19 protein-coding genes and 2 CRISPR repeat arrays are annotated in these 21,959 nt (G+C 40.9%); of the genes, 10 read left to right on the forward strand and 9 right to left on the reverse strand.

Annotated features, from left to right (window positions below):
• Positions 1-153: 153 nt before the first annotated feature.
• From SC428_RS03045 to cas6f, 10 genes are all read left to right on the forward strand, one after another.
• On the forward strand, positions 154-1,317 hold the full coding sequence (locus tag SC428_RS03045; RefSeq protein WP_318705806.1) for an isochorismate synthase: 1,164 nt from the start codon (positions 154-156) through the stop codon (positions 1,315-1,317).
• Positions 1,318-1,327: 10 nt separating this feature from the next.
• Positions 1,328-2,926 (forward strand): (2,3-dihydroxybenzoyl)adenylate synthase, encoded by a 1,599-nt coding sequence (locus SC428_RS03050; protein ID WP_070926063.1) that lies wholly within the window; start codon positions 1,328-1,330, stop codon positions 2,924-2,926.
• A 23-nt stretch (positions 2,927-2,949) separates the two neighbouring features.
• A complete protein-coding gene (locus SC428_RS03055; RefSeq protein ID WP_070926065.1) occupies positions 2,950-3,798 on the forward strand; it encodes an isochorismatase family protein in 849 nt (282 codons plus the stop codon).
• Between the two features lie 5 nt (positions 3,799-3,803).
• Positions 3,804-4,562 carry a 2,3-dihydro-2,3-dihydroxybenzoate dehydrogenase gene (dhbA, locus tag SC428_RS03060; RefSeq protein ID WP_070926148.1) on the forward strand — a complete coding sequence of 253 codons (759 nt, stop codon included), beginning with the start codon at positions 3,804-3,806 and terminating at the stop codon, positions 4,560-4,562.
• Between the two features lie 195 nt (positions 4,563-4,757).
• Positions 4,758-5,807: a CRISPR direct-repeat array (repeat unit 28 nt; unit sequence GTTCACTGCCGTATAGGCAGCTTAGAAA).
• Positions 5,808-6,038: 231 nt separating this feature from the next.
• Positions 6,039-7,016, forward strand: a complete 978-nt coding sequence (cas1f, locus tag SC428_RS03065) for a type I-F CRISPR-associated endonuclease Cas1f (RefSeq protein ID WP_318705807.1) — start codon at positions 6,039-6,041, stop codon at positions 7,014-7,016.
• Complete coding sequence (cas3f, locus tag SC428_RS03070) at positions 7,013-10,555, forward strand: type I-F CRISPR-associated helicase Cas3f (protein WP_318705808.1); 3,543 nt, start codon at positions 7,013-7,015, stop codon at positions 10,553-10,555. The genes cas1f and cas3f overlap by 4 nt, the downstream gene beginning before the upstream one ends.
• A gap of 231 nt (positions 10,556-10,786) precedes the next feature.
• On the forward strand, positions 10,787-12,058 hold the full coding sequence (gene csy1, locus SC428_RS03075; RefSeq protein WP_318705809.1) for a type I-F CRISPR-associated protein Csy1: 1,272 nt from the start codon (positions 10,787-10,789) through the stop codon (positions 12,056-12,058).
• A complete protein-coding gene (csy2, locus tag SC428_RS03080) occupies positions 12,055-12,987 on the forward strand; it encodes a type I-F CRISPR-associated protein Csy2 (protein ID WP_318705810.1) in 933 nt (310 codons plus the stop codon). Before csy1 ends, csy2 begins: the two co-directional genes overlap by 4 nt.
• Before the next feature lie 2 nt (positions 12,988-12,989).
• The gene (csy3, locus tag SC428_RS03085) at positions 12,990-14,015 is read left to right on the forward strand and encodes a type I-F CRISPR-associated protein Csy3 (protein ID WP_318705811.1); all 1,026 of its coding nucleotides are present in this window, start codon (positions 12,990-12,992) and stop codon (positions 14,013-14,015) included.
• Positions 14,016-14,023: 8 nt separating this feature from the next.
• Positions 14,024-14,665 carry a type I-F CRISPR-associated endoribonuclease Cas6/Csy4 gene (cas6f, locus tag SC428_RS03090; protein ID WP_318705812.1) on the forward strand — a complete coding sequence of 214 codons (642 nt, stop codon included), beginning with the start codon at positions 14,024-14,026 and terminating at the stop codon, positions 14,663-14,665.
• Between the two features lie 130 nt (positions 14,666-14,795).
• A CRISPR array of direct repeats spans positions 14,796-15,606; the repeat unit is 28 nt; unit sequence GTTCACTGCCGCACAGGCAGCTTAGAAA.
• Positions 15,607-15,681: 75 nt separating this feature from the next.
• Here the strand turns inward: cas6f and fliR are convergent.
• From fliR to fliJ, 9 genes are all read right to left on the reverse strand, one after another.
• Positions 15,682-16,464, reverse strand: coding sequence for a flagellar biosynthetic protein FliR (gene fliR, locus SC428_RS03095; protein WP_140181649.1), 783 nt, complete (start codon positions 16,462-16,464; stop codon positions 15,682-15,684).
• Positions 16,465-16,466: 2 nt separating this feature from the next.
• Entirely contained in the window at positions 16,467-16,736 is a 270-nt protein-coding gene (gene fliQ / locus SC428_RS03100; protein ID WP_140181651.1) for a flagellar biosynthesis protein FliQ, read from the reverse strand.
• Between the two features lie 157 nt (positions 16,737-16,893).
• A complete protein-coding gene (gene fliP, locus SC428_RS03105; protein ID WP_140181654.1) occupies positions 16,894-17,631 on the reverse strand; it encodes a flagellar type III secretion system pore protein FliP in 738 nt (245 codons plus the stop codon).
• A gap of 12 nt (positions 17,632-17,643) precedes the next feature.
• Positions 17,644-18,072, reverse strand: a complete 429-nt coding sequence (gene fliO, locus SC428_RS03110) for a flagellar biosynthetic protein FliO (protein ID WP_070926083.1) — start codon at positions 18,070-18,072, stop codon at positions 17,644-17,646.
• Between the two features lie 16 nt (positions 18,073-18,088).
• The gene (fliN, locus tag SC428_RS03115; RefSeq protein WP_070926085.1) at positions 18,089-18,505 is read right to left on the reverse strand and encodes a flagellar motor switch protein FliN; all 417 of its coding nucleotides are present in this window, start codon (positions 18,503-18,505) and stop codon (positions 18,089-18,091) included.
• Complete coding sequence (gene fliM / locus SC428_RS03120; RefSeq protein WP_070926087.1) at positions 18,498-19,505, reverse strand: flagellar motor switch protein FliM; 1,008 nt, start codon at positions 19,503-19,505, stop codon at positions 18,498-18,500. The genes fliN and fliM overlap by 8 nt, the downstream gene beginning before the upstream one ends.
• Positions 19,506-19,510: 5 nt before the next feature.
• Positions 19,511-19,993, reverse strand: a complete 483-nt coding sequence (gene fliL, locus SC428_RS03125; RefSeq protein WP_070926089.1) for a flagellar basal body-associated protein FliL — start codon at positions 19,991-19,993, stop codon at positions 19,511-19,513.
• Positions 19,994-20,155: 162 nt separating this feature from the next.
• Positions 20,156-21,508: a flagellar hook-length control protein FliK gene (locus SC428_RS03130; RefSeq protein ID WP_318705813.1), complete on the reverse strand. Its 1,353-nt coding sequence runs from the start codon at positions 21,506-21,508 to the stop codon at positions 20,156-20,158.
• Entirely contained in the window at positions 21,509-21,952 is a 444-nt protein-coding gene (gene fliJ, locus SC428_RS03135) for a flagellar export protein FliJ (protein WP_070926093.1), read from the reverse strand.
• Positions 21,953-21,959: the final 7 nt, after the last annotated feature.

Genomic DNA, 21,959 nt, shown 5'->3' on the forward strand with positions numbered 1-21,959 from the left:
GACCGTTTCACCATAAAAATATTAGGAGTTAAAGCGGCATAGTCGGTGGTTCGTGGTGTTGCCTTATCTATTCAAAGGTGTGGCTGTTGTAACGTATCCGCTAATTATTATACCAATAATTATTTATATATTTGATGGCTTAAAGGGAACAACATGGAAGAAACGTTAATCGAATATGAAGTCGATACGCTAGCAACATTATCGCCAAATAGTTTTCTATTTACTTCACCTTATCAAAGCTTTTCAACAACAGGGTGCTTTTGCCAATTAACAACACCAGCCAAATGCGGTGAAAACTTATCAAGTATTTTTCAAAAAGACCTTATAGCTGCTTTTGACGCAGCAAAAATGGCAGGCATCACCAACCCCATCATCGTTGGTGCGCTTCCTTTTAATACTGATGAACCCTCAACATTATTTGTACCTCAAAGTATAAAAAAGATCATAGAGCCATTCGCTGAATCAAAAGGTTCAAAACCAAACATTCAGGTCAGTCAGCGTCGTGAATATCCGAATCAACAGCAATTTATTTCAATGGTTGAGCAAGCAATTAGCACGATGCGAACGACTTTATTAGACAAAGTGGTATTGGCGCGTTTGTTGGATATAGTGGTTACGGCGCCCTTAGAATGCCATTATCTTTTGCGACGATTAATATCTCAAAATCCAACTAGTTATAATTTTCATGTACCGTTGTTTGATGGTAGTAGATTGCTCGGTGCTAGTCCGGAACTATTGATCCGTAAACAAGGTCATCGCTTTTTTTCACAACCACTTGCCGGCTCGGCGCCACGAAATCTTGATGAACAATCCGATCGAGAAATAAGTTTACGCTTATATGGTTCGATAAAAGATCACTATGAGCATCAATTAGTGATACAAGCTATGAAAGCATTACTCTACCCTCGTAGTCATCGATTATTTTTTTCTGAACAACCTAAACTGGTTAGTACCCCAACATTATGGCATCTCGCGACTGATATTGAAGGTATCGCACATTCACAAGAAAATGCACTTTCATTAGCGTGTTTATTGCATCCAACGCCCGCTTTAAATGGTTTTCCATATCAGTTAGCTAAACAATTTATTTCGCAGGTAGAACCGTTTAATCGTCAATTATTTGGCGGCATTGTTGGCTGGTGTGATCATCGTGGTAATGGTGAATGGGTGGTTGCTATTCGCTGTGCTCGAATAAAACAAAATTATATCAGCTTATTTGCTGGTGCAGGTATCGTACCTGATTCATCGCCATTATCAGAATGGCAAGAAACAGGGGCGAAGCTTTCAACGATGCTTAATGTTTTGGGCCTGAATTAAGGAGGCAACAATGTGCATTGCTTATACGCGTTGGCCAGAACAATTTGCTGCCCGTTATCGTTTGAAAGGCTACTGGCAAGATCTCCCTTTAACACATATTGTGACACGTTATGCTGGTAATCAATCAATAGCCATTGTTGATAGAGAGCGCCATTTTAGTTATCAACAATTTAATCAATCTATTGATAATTTAGCTGCGTATTTACAGTATAAAGGGGTGAAATGTGGAGAAACTGCACTTGTTCAGCTAGGTAATGTAGCTGAATTTTATATTGTCTTTTTTGCGTTACTACGGATTGGCGTGGTTCCTGTCAATGCATTATACAGTCATCAAAGTCACGAACTGCATGCCTATGCGCAGCAAATTAATCCAACTTTATTTATTGCGGATAGGCAGCATTCATTATTTGTTGATGACGGCTTTTTAACCACTTTTTGCGCTCGTTACTCGTCGGTACGTTTAGTACTACTGAATAATGATACAGGCGCCCGCAGCTTGAATAACATGATAAGACAAACGCATTATCAAGTTATTGCAACACCAACACCGGCCGATGAGGTTGCTTTTTTTCAATTATCAGGCGGAAGTACTGGGACGCCTAAACTGATCCCTAGAACTCATAACGATTATTTATATAGCGTTCGTCGCTGCCAAGAGATTTGTCAACTTAATCGGCATACTTGTTACTTATGCGTACTACCTTCAGCACATAATTTTTGTTTAAGTTCACCGGGAGCTTTAGGGGTCTTCATGGCAGGGGGATGCGTTGTGCTAGCAAATAACCCAAGTCCAGACCACTGTTTCAAGCTTATTGAACAGCATGGGGTCAATATCAGCGCAGTCGTACCTTCTATCGTTAATCTTTGGCTGCAAGCTCTGAGAGAGCGAGGGGGTCATAAGCAACTCTCTTCTTTGAGGCTACTGCAAGTAGGGGGAGCTAGCCTGACGTCATTACTGGCGAAACGTATTACTGGTGAAATGAATTGTCAGTTACAGCAAGTGTTTGGTATGGCAGAAGGACTTGTTTGCTGCACGCGTCTTGATGATACATTGGATAAAATCACGCAAACTCAAGGTTATCCTATTTGCCCTGATGATGAGTTATGGGTAGCTAATGAGCAAGGTGAAAAGCTTGCTTCTGGTGAAATGGGTCATTTAATGACGCGGGGGCCATACACCATTCGAGGGTACTTCAATAGCATAGAACATAATCAAGAAACGTTTGATCATGAAGGTTTTTACTATTCAGGGGATTTAGTCTCGATCAGTATCGATGGTTATCTCACCGTACATGGACGAGTAAAAGATCAGATCAATCGAGGTGGCGAAAAAATCGCGGCGGAAGAAATTGAAAATCTGTTACTTCAACATAATGCAATCACTCAAGCAGCTCTTGTCAGTGTTGAACATGATGTATTAGGTGAAAAAAGCTGTGCCTATTTGGTGACGGCAACACCATTACGAGCCGTAGAAATAAGACGTTTTTTAAATCAGCAAGGGATAGCTAAATACAAATTACCTGATTTTATTAAATTTATTAAAGCATTACCGTTGACTGCTGTCGGTAAAGTGGACAAAAGAAAATTACGTGAATGGCTAATTAATTAATCTTAAATAGGAGGAAGAAGAAAATGGCAATACCAAAGCTGCAAGACTATGATTTACCAAATATGAACAATATTCCTCCCAACAAGGTTAATTGGGAATTTGAACCAGATAAAGCGGTATTGCTTATTCATGATATGCAGTATTACTTTGTCAACTTTTGGGGCAAAAACAGCCCAATGTTAGCTAAAGTTATCGATAACATTAATATACTGCGACAATTTAGCCGGCTGCATGGGATCCCTATTTATTACACTGCTCAGCCCAAAAACCAAAGTCATGAAGAACGTGCTTTACTTAATGATATCTGGGGAGCGGGTTTAGTCAACTCCCCCGAGCAACAGCCGATAATTGAAGCTTTATCTCCTCACATAGATGACATTATCTTACCTAAATGGCGTTATAGTGCATTTCAACGGTCATTACTTGAGCAGCAGATGCGAGAAGGGCGTCGCAATCAACTGATCATTGTTGGGATCTATGCGCATATTGGTTGTATGGTGACCGCTATCGATGCATTTATGCATGATATTAAACCCTTTTTTGTTGCTGATGCGATGGCGGACTTTAGTCGAGATGAGCACTTAATGTCACTCAATTATATTGCGGGTCGTGCTGGTTGTGTACTCATGACCAAAGATTTATTACAAACAGCGATTTCAAAGGAAGCACTGCGTACACAGGTCCTTTCTTTGCTTGATGACTCTGATATCCCTTTAGATGATGAAAATCTTATTGATTATGGATTAGATTCAATACAAATAATGTCATTAGCTTCCAATTGGCGAAAAACTTATCAACATATTGATTTTATTAGTTTAGCTAAGGAGCCAAGCATTAACGCATGGTGGTCATTACTGTCACAGAAAATGTGAACGCTATGAAAAGTACATTTAATTTTCGCGATAAAACGGTGTGGGTTACGGGTGCCGGACGTGGGATTGGATTAGCGACAGCACTAGCATTTGTGAACTCAGGCGCTGAGGTAACTGGGTTTGATATTGCGTTTACTCAAGGCAATTATCCTTTTGCAACAGAAGTGATTGATATTGCTGATCCTCAACAAGTTGCTCAAACATGTCACCGATTATTTGAGCTTCAACCGAGGTTGGATGTATTAATCAATGCTGCGGGTATTTTAAGGCTTGGCAATACTGATGAACTGGATGTGACAGATTGGAAAAAAGTTTTTTCGGTAAACGTAGATGGTGCTTTTTATCTATTTCAACAAACAATGGCACAGTTTCGTAAACAAAAAAGTGGAGCGATAGTTACGGTTGTTTCTGATGCAGCACATCTACCGCGTATGGGGATGAGTGCTTATTGTGCATCTAAAGCAGCATTGAAAAGTTTAGCTTTAACGGTAGGTTTAGAACTGTCTAGTAGTGCGGTACGTTCTAATTTAGTCTCTCCAGGTTCAACGGATACCGATATGCAACGTATGCTGTGGGTGAGCCATGATGCAGTTAAACAGCGGGTTTCAGGCGCCGCAGATCAATTTAAATTAGGGATCCCCTTGGGGAAAATTGCTAAACCAGATGAAATTGCCAGCACCATTTTGTTTTTAGCTTCAGATGATGCAAGTCATATCACCTTGCAAGATATTGTGGTCGATGGAGGCTCAACATTGGGGGTATAGCCCCCAGTGTTGTATATCGATACACGATTTTATAATGTCTCTATTCCATCTTAATCTTGATTGACCTTGTGTTTTTTGTTATCAATTGATTACTAATAAAATCAATTGGTTATAATGATAAGAAAAAAAGAAGGTGTTTTACGAAAAAATACAGTAATGAATTGTTGTCTAAGACATTTTATCTGGTAAGTTATAGTTCACTGCCGTATAGGCAGCTTAGAAAAATGTCACTTTTGGGTTTAGATGTTGCCTGCAGTTCACTGCCGTATAGGCAGCTTAGAAAAACGAAAGTTGTTCTTGAAGGTGATTACGCAGGTTCACTGCCGTATAGGCAGCTTAGAAATGATTTAAAAATCTTTGCTCAAGATGCAAAAAGTTCACTGCCGTATAGGCAGCTTAGAAAAAAATAATTTACCACGCTCATCCTTGTCGCCTGTTCACTGCCGTATAGGCAGCTTAGAAATAACGCCAGTCGAGAGTGATTGCTGGGGTGATGTTCACTGCCGTATAGGCAGCTTAGAAAAACAGGAAGTAAGCGAAGAACGAAACCAGCAAGTTCACTGCCGTATAGGCAGCTTAGAAAATCAAGCAGCGTTAACGAAACCAACAGCAATAGTTCACTGCCGTATAGGCAGCTTAGAAACTGTCAAAACTTGAAAGTAAGTCAATCTATATTGTTCACTGCCGTATAGGCAGCTTAGAAATGATGCATATCGAGGGTCAAAGCTGTTAAGCAGTTCACTGCCGTATAGGCAGCTTAGAAAAGTGATAAAGCATTTGCCTATGAAATCATGGGGTTCACTGCCGTATAGGCAGCTTAGAAAATACTCCGTACCGTAATTTGATTGACATGATTGTTCACTGCCGTATAGGCAGCTTAGAAATCGCAATAGCGGGGCTTTTTAATGCATAACCCGTTCACTGCCGTATAGGCAGCTTAGAAAGCTAATCGCCCGATTTTTGATGCGTATAAAAAGTTCACTGCCGTATAGGCAGCTTAGAAAGCTTGTTATCGATGAAGTTAAACAGTTTAAGGGGTCACTGCCGTATAGGCAGCTTAGAAACCAAAAAGAAAAACCTCAAAGGCGGCAACCAAGTTCACTGCCGTATAGGCAGCTTAGAAAAAAGCGGATAGCGCGTTAACCACTGCGAATAAGTTCACTGCCGTATAGGCAGCTTAGAAAGAGCACGAATTCGCGAGCTTGGTTGAAGACTTTGTTCACTGCCATATAGGCAGCTTAATGATTGTTACCATCGAATGCTTATTTGTTTTATTAAAAAGCACATAGTAACCAATTGAAATTAGACAATCTGAATACAATCAATGAGTTATTTTTATTCACCAACTCTGCGATCATCTTCCCAAAATTGCATAATAATGCATAACAGTAGGTCAATTGCTATAGACATTCCATAAGGTAAATTGTATTAACATAGTAATGTAACTTATCAATCTAATGGAAAGGCCAAATTTACATGGATGATTTTTCCCCTTCAGATCTAAAAACAATTCTGCATTCTAAACGTGCCAATATGTACTATCTAGAGCATTGTCGAGTGATGCAGAAAGATGGGCGCGTGCTCTATCTCACCGAAGCAAAAAATGAAAATCTTTATTTTAATATTCCAATCGCTAATACAACGGTTCTGATGCTAGGCACAGGAACATCGATAACACAAGCGGCGATGCGGATGTTATCTCAGGCAGGTGTGCTTGTTGGTTTTTGTGGTGGTGGGGGAACGCCTCTTTACATGGCTTCTGAGGTGGAATGGTTAACCCCTCAAAGTGAATATCGACCGACTGAATATCTACAGAGTTGGATGAGGTTTTGGTTTGATGATACTAAACGTTTACGGGCAGCAAAATCGTTGCAACGAGCGCGTATCAAGTACTTACAGAAAATTTGGCAGAACTCGCGAGAGCTACAAAATGAAGGTTTTATTTATAATGATAGTCTTATCCAAAGTGCGCTAGACACCTTTCAAATAAGAACAGATACCGCTACAAACTCGCAAGAGTTATTACTTACCGAAGCCCAATTAACAAAAACCCTTTATAAGTACGCGGCAAATAATACTGGTCAAAAGCACTTTTCACGGCAACATAAATCGATAGATAAAGCCAATGCTTTTTTAAATCACGGTAATTATTTGGCCTATGGCTTAGCAGCCAGTTGCTTGTGGGTATTAGGGATCCCCCACGGTTTTGCGGTGATGCATGGTAAAACAAGGCGGGGAGCCTTAGTATTTGATATAGCTGATTTAATTAAAGATGCTATCGTACTGCCATGGTCTTTTATTTGTGCAAAGGAAGATGCTAGTGAGCAAGAGTTTCGCCAGCAAATTTTACAATCCTTTGTTGATAACCATGCACTCGATTACCTTTTTGATACCGTAAAAGCAATCGCTTTACAAACAGGCTCAGAGCAACAAACTCAGGAGCCAACGCAATGATCGTGACCTTCGTTTCACAGTGTGAAAAATACGCTTTAAAAAGAACACGTCGAGTACTTGATGCGTTTGCAAATCGTATTGGTGATAACACATGGCAGACACTTATCACCGCTGAGGGACTAGAAACGGTCAAAAAAATGCTCCGAAAAAGTGCCAGTCGTAGCACAGCGGTTAGCTGCCATTGGATACGCTCTCGCTCACGAACGCAACTGTTGTGGGTTGTAGGCAACCGTAAAAAATTTAACTCAGAAGGATATGTACCTGTTAATCGGACAGAAAAATCCTTTCTTGGGCGCGAACATGAAAATGATTGGCAGTACCTTTCTCTCATAGAAGCTTTTACTAAATTAGCTGCACTCTTACATGATTGGGGCAAGGCATCGCGTCTATTTCAAGATAAACTTAACCCAGAGATTAAAACGCCTTTTAAAGGTGATCCAGTAAGGCATGAATGGGTCTCATCAATACTGTTTAGCGCATTAGTGAAAAGCCAACCTAATAGTGAAAATGATGAAAACTGGCTCGATGTACTGAGTACGCAACAATGGGATGAATCACAATTACAACAGTGGGCGAAACAGAATCAACAAGCGGCATTGCCACTATCAGGGCTACCCGATGCCGCATCATTATTAACGTGGCTAATTTTATCCCATCATAGACTGCCTTTTTTAGATGTTAAACAGCAACAGGGTGATGCTAAAAATGGTGACCGTCTACTGTTAAGCCAAATAGGCCATAAAGAAGCTAATACACTGGCAGATATGATGACATTCATTGAACAGTATTGGGGCTATGAAAATAAATATAATGAGCAGGAATTTAACCAGCGGCTAGGCATGTGTTTTGAATTTCCAAATGGCTTATTAAGTACGTCACCAATATGGACTCAAGCGATTAAACAAGCTGCGATCCACTTAAAACAGCAATTGCCTCTATTTCAACAAGCTATGGCTGATGGTAGCTGGAAAATCATTGCCCATTATGCACGCCTTTGCCTCATGTTAGGGGATCATAATTACTCTTCAAAAGAAAATGACCCACAGTGGAAAAGCGATATTCCCCTTTATGCGAATACCCATTATGTAAAAGAGAATCCACTCAATAAAGGTATGCAATTTAAACAAAAAATGGATGAGCACCTCGTTAAGGTTGCTGAAATTGCTCGCGATGTGGCGGAACAATTACCTTTTTTTGAAGGGGAGCCACCTACAGCGGGCGAGGTTAAAAAATTAACTCATCAAAAAAACAGCACCGGGCCATTTAGCTGGCAAGAAGATGTCGTTAGCACAATTCATAAATACCGTGAACAACAAGACGATATAAAAGGCTATTTTATTGTCAATATGGCCAGCACAGGTTGTGGTAAAACGCGAGCAAATGCAAAAGTTATGCAAGCATTATCAGAAGATAAGCAAAGCTTACGTTTTATACTCGCATTGGGGTTGCGAACACTCACATTACAAACAGGTGATGAATACAAAGACAGTATTGGGCTAGAGGAAGATGAACTGGCTGTATTAGTCGGTTCTAAAGCTGTCACTCAATTACATCATCATGCAGCTGATGCTGATAACAGCGCGAAAGATGATGATAATGCTGAAAATAAAACTAAGCCACAAGATATAGGCTCTGAATCACAGGAAACATTATTTGATGACGACGAAGAAGTGCTCTTATGGCAAGAGGATAAGTGGCAAGGCGCTCTCCCTGAAGAAGCATTATCAACTGTATTAACCAGAGCAAAAGATAGAGCGTTGCTCTATGCGCCTGTTTTGGCTTGTACTATTGACCATATTATGGGCGCGACAGAAACCACTCGTGGTGGCCGTTATATTTTGCCAAGTTTACGTTTAATGTCATCTGACCTTGTCATTGATGAAGTGGATGATTTTAGCGATGATGATCTTATTGCTATCGGCCGTTTGATCCACTTCGCTGGCCTGCTTGGGAGAAAGGTGATGATCTCTTCGGCAACCATCCCTCCTGATACTGCTTTAGCCTATTTTCATGCTTATCAATCAGGCTGGTATATTCATGCTAAAAGCCGCCAACAGCCATTACAAATTGGTTGCATATGGATGGACGAAGGTAAATATAATTCAGCGAAAGATCAGTGCCAAGCGACAACACAAATTGCGACCATCACGGCAAATGATGTGAATTCAGTGTACTTATATCAGCAATATCACGATCAATTTGTTGATAAACGTGCTGAGGTTTTACAGTCACTACCTGCTCGCCGTAAAGCATTAATTGCACCGATGCCGATTGAGCAGGGGAAAAATAGTCAGAAGCGCTTTTTTGAACATATTCAAGCAGCCATTTTAACGCAACATGAACATCATCATTTTGTTGATCAGCAAACGGGTATTCAACTTTCATTTGGTGTGGTACGAGTAGCCAATATCAGCCCTTGTGTTGAATTGACACGTTTTTTACTTGAATGTGAATGGCCTGAAAATATTGAAATTCGCACAATGGCGTATCACAGTCGGCAGGTGTTATTACTGCGTCATGAACAAGAACAGCATTTAGATAAGGTGCTTAAACGTAAAGAAAAAATGGGTGAACAACCTATCGCACTTGCCGATCCTATTATTTGTCAGCATTTAACTAAAACTCAAGGTAAGGCTAAGAACTTGATCTTTATTCTTGTTGCTACACCTGTTGAGGAAGTAGGACGCGATCATGACTTTGATTGGGCGGTTGTCGAACCGTCGTCATATCGTTCTATCATTCAGGTATCAGGGCGGGTACGTCGCCATCGCGAAGGCGAGGTCGAACAGCCGAATGTGTCATTATTGCAATATAATTGGAAAGGTTTTCAAGGTAAGGAGAAATATGTTTTTGTTCGTCCAGGTTATGAAAATAGCGCGATAAAACTCAAAACGCATAATTTAAGTGAACTGGTTGATGAGCAACAGTTAAGAAAATCAATTAATTCACTGCCTCGAATAAAAAAACCAACCAATGTTGAGGGCACTAAAAGTTGTAATTTCGCCAGTTTAGAGCATGCATCGATTAGTTATACGTTGAAAACCAACTGCCTTTTTCCAACTGAGCAAGTTGAAAAAACAGTCAAAACACATCAAAGAAGGCGTTCACGCGCAAATTCATCTGCTATGGTTCGAGTTAATACGGCATCTCATTTATGGGGCTATACCCACGGTTGCTGGTGGATGACGGCGATACCCGTGCAATTAGCACCTTTTCGTAAAAACTCATTATCGATTCGGCTTTCATTAGTGATTTCAAATAGAGGAAAACCTGAATTTTGGGAGTATGACCGAGTTAGCGGATGGGTCACGAAAGATAGTGTGTCAGGTGTTCAGTACGTTGATTTTCCTGAATCGTTGAAAAAAAGGTTATGGCTAGTGAGGGATTATCAGCAATCAATTTATCAACATAGTCAAGATGAGGGGCAACTCACGTCGATTTCACGGCTATACGGTGAGGTTAGCTTTTTGAAGCGTGATAATGATAACCATAATTATCAATATGATGACCAGATGGGGATTTACGAAGTAGAAAGATAACTGGCACTAGGCCAGTTATCTGCTGCCTATACGGCAGTGAACATGGTTTTAGATTCTAGAGAATAATTTTCTAAGCTACCTATGCGGTAGTTTGGGAAGTTTATCAAGTTGGTACATAGTCGTCATCATCCCTAGTATAAATTAAATCTATTTTTATAGAGTATAATGGTTGATCGTTTTTGTGTTGTCGGCTAGATTGGTATTTAACTTAAGTCACAAGGACCTCTAAATATGCTTGATCCAGCAATAGACGCTTTCTTTGCCGAGCGCAAAGAGGGCTGGCTTAAAAAGAATTTAAAAGCTTCAATGAATGAACATGAAGTTAGCCAGTTACAGCAAGAGTGTGAAAAAACTTTTTCATTAAATGAGTGGCTACCAAGTGCGGCTAAACGCGCAGGGCAAATATCTATTTCGACTCACCCTTGTACATTTAGTCACCCTAGCGCCCGTAAAAATAAAAATGGTTCAGTCAGTGCAACCATTGCACATAGTCAATATGCAAATGATGGTTTTTTACGATCAGGAAATGTGACTGTTGAAGCTGATGCATTAGGCAATGCCGCGGCATTAGATGTCTATAAGTTTTTGACTTTACAAATGCAAGATCATAAAACACTGTTATCTCATATTGAAGCCGAAACTCCCCTCGCAAAATCATTATTGACGATAAATACGGGGAGCTATCAAGAATTACGGGAAGGCTTTCTGGCTATGGCTGCGACGGATGAAACCGCGGTGACTAGCTCAAAAATAAAACAAGTTTATTTTCCCGTATGGGCTGATCATGAAGACTACCATTTGCTTTCAGTATTAACCCCTTCAGGGATAGTGTTTGAAATGCGTCGACGTATCGACAATATTCGCTTTTCTGAACAAACCAAAGCATTGCGTGACTTAAAACGCAAAGGTGAATATAGCGAAATGGGTTTTAAAGAAATTTATGGTATTACCACCATCGGCTTTGGGGGAACTAAGCCACAAAATATTTCGGTGCTAAATAACCAAAACGCAGGTAAGGCACATTTATTACCTTCTCTTCCTCCCGTGATCAATATACGGGAAACACGACTACCCTCAAAAAATTTCTTTGCAGATTGTATTAACCCTTGGCATATAAAAGAGGCTTTTGAAGCTTTTCATGGGTTAATTACATTACCAAAAGATAAGCGAGGTAGTCGTTTTTCTGAATACCGTGATAATCGAATTCAAGAATATGTGGATCACATAATTATCATGATGTGGAAAATCCGCCGTGCATATGAACAAGATGATGTCGTTTTACCGACCAAACTTGCTAAATACCAACAAACATGGCTATTTCCAAACATGCAGCAGCAGCGTGATGATTTGGATGATTGGTTGTTGGTGCTAATTGCGGAAATAACTCGCCAATTTATTGCGGGCTATAACAAGGTCAACGGTAAAAAGGCACTGTCATTTGGTAATGATGAATTTAATGCCATCGCTGAGATTGTGGCTAAAAATAAGGAATTATTAAGATGAGTGAGCCTATCTATCTTATTAAACTACCGCATCTTAAAGTCCTTAATGCCAATGCCTTATCTAGCCCGTTGACAATTGGTTTCCCTGCGATGACCGCATGGCTTGGCTTTATGCATGCTTTAGAACGTAAGCTTAATAATGATTATGAATTAGATGTTCAATTTGATGCTCTGGCGGTGATCAGCCATGAATGTAATTTGCAAACTTACCGGGGGCCTGATGATTTTGTGAATTCAATTATTGGCACAGGTAACCCTCTTGATAAAGACGGTAATCGCTCAGCTTTTATTGAAGAAGCAAGGTGCCATTTGGATGTGTCATTATTAATTAAATATGAAGATAACGAAGACTCCCCAATCAATACCGCAGTATTAAATAAAATCCATGAGCTGATCCCAACCATGAAACTGGCTGGTGGCGATATTTTATCGGTTGAGATGCCACAACGGTATATTTTACCTGATGGCTACAATAATGCTGAAAAAATTAAATTATTTAATAGCTTAATGCCTGGTTATGCCTTAATTGAACGCCGCGACTTAATGATTGAAGCGATGCAAGAGGGTCAAGATGCCATGGATGCACTATTAGATTACGTCACCGTAAATAACCAGTGTGTTGAAATAGAAAACAGTGATGAGTCTAAAAAGAAACAATTTGAATGGAAAATGCAACGCAAAACATCGGGCTGGATTGTCCCTATAGCAACAGGGTTTCAAGGCATATCTCCATTAGGAAAAGCAAAAAATCAACGCGACCCTGAATGTTCCCATCGATTTGCAGAAAGTATGATCACATTAGGGCAATTTTTAATGGTCAATAAAGCCGAATGTCCTGATGAAATACTTTGGTGTTATGCACAGGATTTTGAAAATAATCTCTATTTATGCGAACAAGTTCAACCTAAACATTTTACAAGCGGAGAGTAAAAATGGCGAAGAATAACGATGTAGCCTCAGTATTGGCCTTTGAAAAAAAATTGGTTCCATCTGATGGTTATTTTTACGGTACTAGCTGGGATAATAAAAGCCAATTTACCCCTTTGGCTCTTCAAGAAAAATCGGTTCGCGGAACCATTTCAAATAGGTTAAAAGGTGCGGTTAAAAACGACCCGTTAAAACTAAATGCAGAAGTTGAGAAAGCCAATTTACAAACCGTTGATTCATGTGCATTAGGTACCGAACAAGATACATTAAAGCATCAATTCACCCTTAAAGTTTTGGGGGGCGTTGAATCACCTTCTGCTTGTAACAATGCACTATTCAAAGAAAGCTACACCAAAGCAGCTAAAGAGTATATTGAAAAAGAAGGCTTTCGTGAGTTAGGTCGTCGCTATGCGCATAATATTGCTAATGCGCGTTTTTTATGGCGTAACCGAGTCGGAGCCGAAAAAATTGAAGTTGAAGTCAAAATATTAAATTCAGGGCAAGAGCAGCAATGGACATTTGATGCAACGCAATACAGCATTCGTAGTTTTGATAAGCAAGACAAGCAAGTTACAGAATTAGGAAATAAAATTGCCTCTGCCTTAGCAAATAGTGATGGGGCATTATTGCTTGAAATTACCACTTATGCACAACTAGGAAAAGCACAAGAAGTTTATCCAAGTGAAGAGTTGGTGATGGATAAGGGGAAAGGCAATAAAAGCAAGATCCTTTATCATGTCAATGGTCATGCGGCGATGCACTCACAAAAAGTGGGCAACGCGCTACGCTCTATTGATACATGGTATCCTGCTTATGATGATGAGGTTAATAGCGCTGGCGCAATCGCAATCGAGCCTTATGGTGCAGTGACTAACCTTGGTACGGCTTATCGTACCCCTGGTGCTAAGCAAGATTTTTATACTCACTTTGACAAATGGGCTAGAGGTGAAAAATTAGCGCGTGTTGAGGATGAACACTATGTGATGGCGGTGTTGGTTCGTGGTGGTGTATTTGGTGAAAGCGACAAATAAGGTGAGCTATGAACTATTATCAGGAGATAACTTTATTACCTGATCCAACCATACCGTTAGATTTTTTATGGCAAAAAGTTTATCAGCAAACGCATATTGCCCTTGTTGACAACAAATCAGCCGCAGGAGATAGCGCAGTTGCGATTGCATTTCCTGAATATGGTAGCGTTGGTTTTCGATTAGGTAAAAAAATGCGTTTATTGGCAAAAACTGAACAGGCACTAGTTCAGTTAAACATAAGCCGTTGGTTGGAGAGGTTATCTGATTATGTGCATATCAAATCAATTCAACTGGTGCCTGAATACGCTACGGCGGTTAGCTATGTACGCCAACATGTAAAGGGTGAAAAACGGATCCAGTTGGATATGCAAAAAAAGGCGCAACTATATGCAACTAAATCAGGTTTGTCGGTTGAGGCTTGCTTGGCACAGCTGAAGGAAAAACAGCCGAAAGCACAGAGCCGTTTGCCGTTTTTATGGGTTGAAAGTCAGCAAACTAAATCACGGGATGAAGCAAGTGGGCACCGTCCGTTTCCACTGTTTATTAAATGCCTTTCAGCCGAAAAGCCCCAAGCAGGTTTGTTTAATTGCTATGGATTAAGTCAAGCAGTTACTGGCGATATAAAATTAGCAACAGTTCCACATTTTTGACCTTGTTTTTTTGCTATTTTAAAATTTGATATTAAAACAATGGGTTACAATAAGTAGAGAAAAAGAAGGTATTTTTGTAGAAATACGCTTAACGACTTGTTGTAACTTATTTTTTATTTGATAAAGTCTAGTTCACTGCCGCACAGGCAGCTTAGAAATTCTACAGTTAAGGCTCCCACACAGTCACCATGTTCACTGCCGCACAGGCAGCTTAGAAAAATATCGGGTTTCTGGTAGTTTTTTATGATTTGTTCACTGCCGCACAGGCAGCTTAGAAAAATAAGTGACGTAATGAATAGGTGATATTGCCGTTCACTGCCGCACAGGCAGCTTAGAAAGCGCAAGTTCTCTTCACTACGTTTGCTAAAATGTTCACTGCCGCACAGGCAGCTTAGAAATAAAGTCATGCGTGCGCCATTCCGGAATATCTGTTCACTGCCGCACAGGCAGCTTAGAAACCTACACGTTTTCGGGGATGGTTATCCCTGTTGTTCACTGCCGCACAGGCAGCTTAGAAATAGTGGCAAACATTTCCATACTCCTAACAATAGTTCACTGCCGCACAGGCAGCTTAGAAATTTAGCCGTTAAGTAGTCAGCCACCTGATTAAGTTCACTGCCGCACAGGCAGCTTAGAAACACTTCTGGAATTGATGAATCCCTTTCCATGTGTTCACTGCCGCACAGGCAGCTTAGAAATTGGAGTGCTGTCAATAACTGTAGATTTAACATGTTCACTGCCGCACAGGCAGCTTAGAAAGTTGTGTATCGGTCTTGACCGCTTTGGTCTTGGTTCACTGCCGTACAGGCAGCTTAGAAAATAACGCCCTGTTCCCACAAGTAACGTTCATTGGTTCACTGCCGTACAGGCAGCTTAGAAAATAACGCCCTGTTCCCACAAGTAACGTTCATTGGTTCACTGCCGCACAGGCAGCTTAGAAAAAGTACCACCGGATTTAAATAATGACTTATTAGTTCATTGCCACATAGGTAGCTTTGCTGTACTACCTAGTTTACCTAACCCACAAACAACCCAAACATCAGTGACAACTGCTCAAAGGCTTGATGAATCAAACGCTCACTATAACGTGGTAAGATCGAGATAATTAACCCTAACATGCTGATACCAATGGTTAATGTCAGAGGGAAGCCAACGACAAACACCGAAAGTTGTGGAGTCATACGATTCAGAATACCAAGGGCTAAGTTAAGGATTAAAAACAAGGTAATAAAAGGTAGTGCTAACATTAACCCATTGATAAAAATACTATTGGCAAATTGGACTAATGACCAGAAACCGTCTCGATTAAGAGGAGAGACTTGAATTGGGATCAGTTCAAATGAATTGATCACGATGTAAATCAGCCACAAATGGCCATCGAAGGAAAGAAATAGTAGTAACATAATCAGATTTAGAATACGTCCTAAAATGGGCATATTCGGGCCGCCAGTTGGATCAAAAAAGGTGGCAAAAGAAAGTCCCATCTGTAATCCAATTACCTCACCTGCATGACGTACAGCGGCAAATGCCATCTGCATCGTGAGTCCGATAGCAATACCAATCACGATTTGCTGAACAATCACCCATAACCCCATTGCTGAAAATAAAGGAATATTGACGATAGGCAGTTGCGGCGAAACAATTAAAATCACAAAAAAAGCTAAGATGATACGTGCTTTGGTAATAGATTGTTTTTCATTGAAGAAGGGGGCGGTGCCAAATAGGGCTAATAGGCGAATAAAAGGATAGAAACCTTGACTTAACCAAAGCGTTAGCGTTTCACTGGTAATGGTTAACATGGCTAGCCAATGATAAATGGCAGGTTACTAAATAACGCGCGCATGTAATCAAGCAGTAGATTGAGCATCCATGGACCAGCAATAATGATCACTGCAATCACGGAGAGGATTTTGGGAATAAATGACAGGGTCATTTCATTCACCTGTGTTGCGGCTTGCAATAGGCTAATAATCAGCCCCGCAGCAAGAGCCGCCAGCAATAATGGTGCGGCTAACATTAAAGCAATTTTCATGGCTTCTGTGCCCATTGCCATGATGGATTCAGGTGTCATCACTATTCCTCATTGATACTCGTCATACTTCAAATTGCAGTGTTGTTGACTGCGTTCATTCGCTTCTCATCATCTACTTATATATGCTCTTAGCGATTGGCTCACTTGTTGCCCATCAGCACTTCGAATGATTTTGAGCATAAATGACTCAATACTATTAGTTAAAAAAACTCTGTGACAAAGAACCAAGTAGCAGCTGCCAGCCATCGACTAAAACAAATAGCATTAATTTAAAAGGCAAAGACACGGTTGCCGGCGGCACCATCATCATACCGAGCGCCATTAATACACTAGCGACCACGAGATCGATGATCAAAAACGGAATAAAAATGGTAAAGCCGATTTGAAAAGCGGTTTTAAGCTCACTTGTAATAAAAGCAGGGACTAAAATACGCATTGGCACGTCTTTGGCTTCTTGAATATCACCGACTTTGGCGATCCGTGCGAATAGCGCTAAATCTGATTCGCGAGTTTGTCCTAACATAAAGGTGCGAAATGGTGCCGTGCCTTTTTCTAAAGCAGTTTCTAAGCTAATTTTATCTTCACTAAATGGCTGATAGGCTTCGCGGTAAGCTTGATCGGCAACCGGTGACATCACAAAAAAGGTTAAAAATAGTGCCAGACCTAATAATACTTGGTTCGGTGGTGCAGAAGGGGTACCGAGTGCATTACGTAATAGACCTAATACAATGATAATGCGAGTAAAACTGGTCATCATTAACAGTAAGGCAGGGATAAAGCCCAATAAGGTTAAAAACAGTAATGTTTGTACTGGTAATGACCAACTTTGCCCACCATCAGGTAGTGTTTGGCTGATAATAGGCGGCAAGGAAGCGAAAGCTTGAGTGGGGAGTAATAATGAAGCGATCACAGTTATCGTTTTCAAAGGGAACATGTGTGCTTCCAATTATTGGTAATTTGTTATTTTGGAGGCCACTTGTTCAACTGCATCTTGTTTTTTCTTGAACACAGATTGAAATGTCAGCGGCTCAGGGACCGATGTAAGCGGTTTTTTATTCACAGCGGGGCATTGATGCAGTAAATTCACGGACTGAGCAGTTACACCTAGCACCAGCCATTCATTATTCATTTCTACCACAACTACACGTTCTTTGTTGCCAAGTGAACAGCTACTTTTCACTTTTAATAATTGGCTTTTACCTAATTGTTTAGGGGCGAGACCGAGTTTTTTCACTAACCATGAACCAGCCAGTATTAACAAGATGATCCCACCTAATGCCCCTGATATTTGCATTAAGCTATGACTATTACTGAGGGCGGGGATCGCCTGACCGCTTGGTTGTTCGGTTTGGCTAATAAATGGAGTCGTTTTCATATCAGTCTCTAACCTATTAACGGCTTAAACGGCGCATGCGTTCTGACGGTGTAATGATATCGGTAATACGGATACCATAGTTGTCAGAGACCACCACCACTTCACCTTGAGCAATCAAATAGCCATTAATCAAAATATCTAATGGCTCACCAGCAAGTCCATCAAGAGAAACCACTGAGCCTTGTGAAAGGCTTAATAGTTTTTTGATAGTCATTTTAGTGCGACCCAATTCGACAGATAGACGAACTGGGATATCCATAATTAAATTAATATCAGAAAGCTGATCAAGCGTATTTTGCCCATCTAAACTTGCAAACGCCTGTGCACTGGCTGAGGAGGATCCCGCTTTCTTTTGTTGCTCCAACGCTTCAGCCCATAAATCTTCACTGTCGTGATTGGTTGATGCATCAGGAGAGTTATTCGCCTCACTCATTGGTACTTTCCTCATCTAGAGTGTTTAAAACAGGGTTAATCAAATGTTCTACACGCAATGCATATTGACCATTTTGAGTGCCATATTGGCTCGTCAATACGGGCACACCATCAACACTGACCATTAATCGGTCAGGTTTATCGATAGGGAGCACATCCCCTTTTTGCAGTTGCAGTAAGCGAGATATTCGTAATGGAATATCGACAAAATTAGCGACAAGTTCTAACTCTGAGCGTTTGACTTGCGTGACTAAATTGCTGACCCACGCTTCATTTTCTTGGTGGCCTTGTTCTACGGGGGGATTAATTAACCGCTCACGCAGTGGCTCGATCATAGCGATAGGGATACAAATACTGAATTCACCAATGGTATTGCCAATTTCCACTAAGAAAGGCGTGGTAACGACGATGTCATTTGGAGAAGTGGTGATATTGGTGAATTTTACCTGCATTTCTGAGCGCACATACTCCACATCGATATCTGCTATTGGTTTCCAAGCATCACGATAGGCACCCAAAGCGAGTTTCAACATCCTATTAATAATACGCTGTTCAGTATTAGTGAATTCTTTACCTTCAGAGCGAACAGGGAAACGGCCATCACCACCAAATAGGTTATCGACTGCGATATACACCAACGCGGGTTCAAATGTGAACAGTGCCGTGCCACGTAAGGGTGGCATATGGATCAAGTTCAAGTTAGTTGGAACAGGTAAATTACGAGCAAATTCATGATAAGGCTCGATTTTAATGCCACCTACCGTAATGTCTGGACTACGGCGCAGCATATTGAACAATCCCATACGAAACTGACGTGCAAATCGCTCATTGATGATTTCAAGTGATTGCATACGCTCGCGAATAACACGGCGCTGTGTATTCGGATCATAAGGACGAACGTGTTCTTTGTCTTTGGATGGTGTCGCTGATTGGTTCGATGATGGTGCATCATCATTGAGCAACGCATCGATTTCAGCCTGAGATAAAATATTATCGCTCATCTGAATTACCGCAAAATAAAGGTCGTGAATAATACGTCTGAAATATCTTGTCCTGACTCTCCCGGGATCAGCGTCGGTGAAAGAGTTTCTTTAATGGCTTGCATCAACTGTAGTTTCCCTTCATGGGTACTGAGTGTTTTCGGTTTTTGTTCAGACAACAGTAATAACAAGCGGCTGCGAACTTCAGGCAAGTATTCGTGAAGTTGCTTACGTGATTTTTCATTGGCGAGCCGTAAGGTCACATTGATATATAAAACGCGATCAGGTGATTCATTCAAGCCAGGTAGATTTACGGTGAAGGGCTCTAAATCCATAAAGATGGGTTGAGGCATATTGATGCGTTTTTCATCTTCATTGACTGGGTTTGCCGTCTGCTGTGTTGTCCACCATGTGTAACCGCCAAAACTTGCACCAGCGATGGCAAGAAGGGCAAAGAGTATCATTAGCCCTTTATTTGAATTTTTAGATGAATTGCTTGAAGACGGCATGTTAGCAAAATTCCTATTGATAAAAACCAAACCCAATTAGGGTTTTACTTTGTAATCTTTAGCATTATGGCTTGATTGAGCCAGTCTAAAGGGGGGAAAAACGAAACAAAAAGGGGGTAACTCGGCGCTTTAGTTACGAAATCACCACCTATTGTTTGAAAATCAAGCGAATGTATCAATGCCACCTCGTGCACGAGTCACTGGTTGAGCTGATGGAGTCAATGATGACTCACTGCTAGCGATACCGACTAAAGTTGCACTGGAGGAGGGTAAACTTTGTTGATGGTCGGTTTGCTTGTTTGAACCTGATTGGCCATTAGGGGTGTCTTGTCCTACAGAGCCCTGTGCTAGGTGAATGCCACTTTCTTGGAGTGCGTTACGCAATATTGGCATCATGCTTTCCATTGCTGCGCGAACATGGCTATGAGGTGAAACAAAATGCATTACCGCTTGGTTATCTTCTATGCGTAAATGGACATTTAGGGAACCCAGATCTTCAGGGTGTAAGCGAATTTGTGCCTGTGAAATACCTTGGCGTGAAAAAAATAGCATATGTTGATTAATTTGCTGTTGCCATGCTTCACTGCCAAGTGGTACTCCCGGTTGCATGGGTATCATCGGTGTATTGGTGCTGACAGTGTGTGTGGCGGTAGGTGTCGGCATCATACTGACTGTATGTGCAGAGGCCGATTGAGTTGACGTAGGCTGTAGTAGAGAGTTATCGACAGAAGAGGTGAAGGCACTCTTCAGATTGCCCGTATTTTCTCCATTGCTGATCGCTTGGGATACTGAGAATGTTTCCCTCTCTATGCTCTTTTTATTTAGTGGCATAAAGTCAGGAGATAAATCTTTCACGACAATTTTTTTGCTTTCATTCAACGGTAATAAAGGCTGATCTTTGCGCTCTTCTTTTTCATTTTTAATAAAAGCAGTTAAGTGTGCAGGTTGGTCTTTATTATCAAGATCGGTGAGTCGTATCGGTACGCGCAGTTCACTATCCTCTTCAGATTGCACTGTAGCGGCAAATGAGGCATTAAGTTGTACTGATTTTTCAGCAAAAGGAATAAGGGCCATTTGTTTGCCATCAGCAAACTGCGTTGAAGCAGATATGAATGTTTTACTGTCGTCTGTCACTTTTAAATTATTTAGCCAAGTCTGCTCTAGGCTATCTGTTTGATTAAGTAGCTGTGTTTGTAATACGGGGTGTTCACCGTCACGACGTAAAGTTCGACTGTAATTCATCTGATCAATGGCATGCTCAGCTTGCTGCTTAGTTGTTGGTTGTGGCGAGTTTTCCGTTTGTACTGTGTCAGCAGCTGTATGGGATGTTTTGTTAGCAGTAAGATCATTGGTGTTTGTAGGTTTTTGAACCGGTTGCTGGTTATCAAGAACTGCTTGGAAGGGCAATACTGGCACTTGATCGGCATCTAAACGCGGATCATTTTGTTGATTATGACTGTTTTTTAGCCCCGTAGATGAAGAAATTGCGGGGGCGTTAGGCGTATTGACGTCCATTTATTGGTTTCTCCGTAACGTTGCACGTTGAGCAAATTCATCCATCTGTTTTTGCTCTAAACGGTTTAATCGCTGGTTTTTACTGTGTTCGGCACGTTGAATTAAGGTATCGAACGCATTCACTCTTTGTTGTTTTTCTTGCCAATGGCGATTAGCTTCACTCACGCGCTGTTCCCATAACGTTAGCTGTTGCTGTTGTTGCTCAATGGTGAGTTCTAATGTGACTAAAAATTGTTGATAGTTCTGCCATTTATCAGCATCGATTCCACTGTGTAATGTTTGATTGAGTTTTTGGCGATACTCAGTTTGATAATTTTCTAGCATGTTGAGTTGTTGAGACATTTGTACTTGCGTTTGTCTAACTTGAGCCAACACTTTTGCCGCTTCGTCGGAAGCTTCTACGGCTAAATTTAGTAATGTTGTTAACGCATTATTGTTACTCATCTCACCC

This window comes from Providencia sp. 2023EL-00965, from assembly GCF_033550225.1.
Lineage (GTDB): Bacteria > Pseudomonadota > Gammaproteobacteria > Enterobacterales > Enterobacteriaceae > Providencia > Providencia manganoxydans.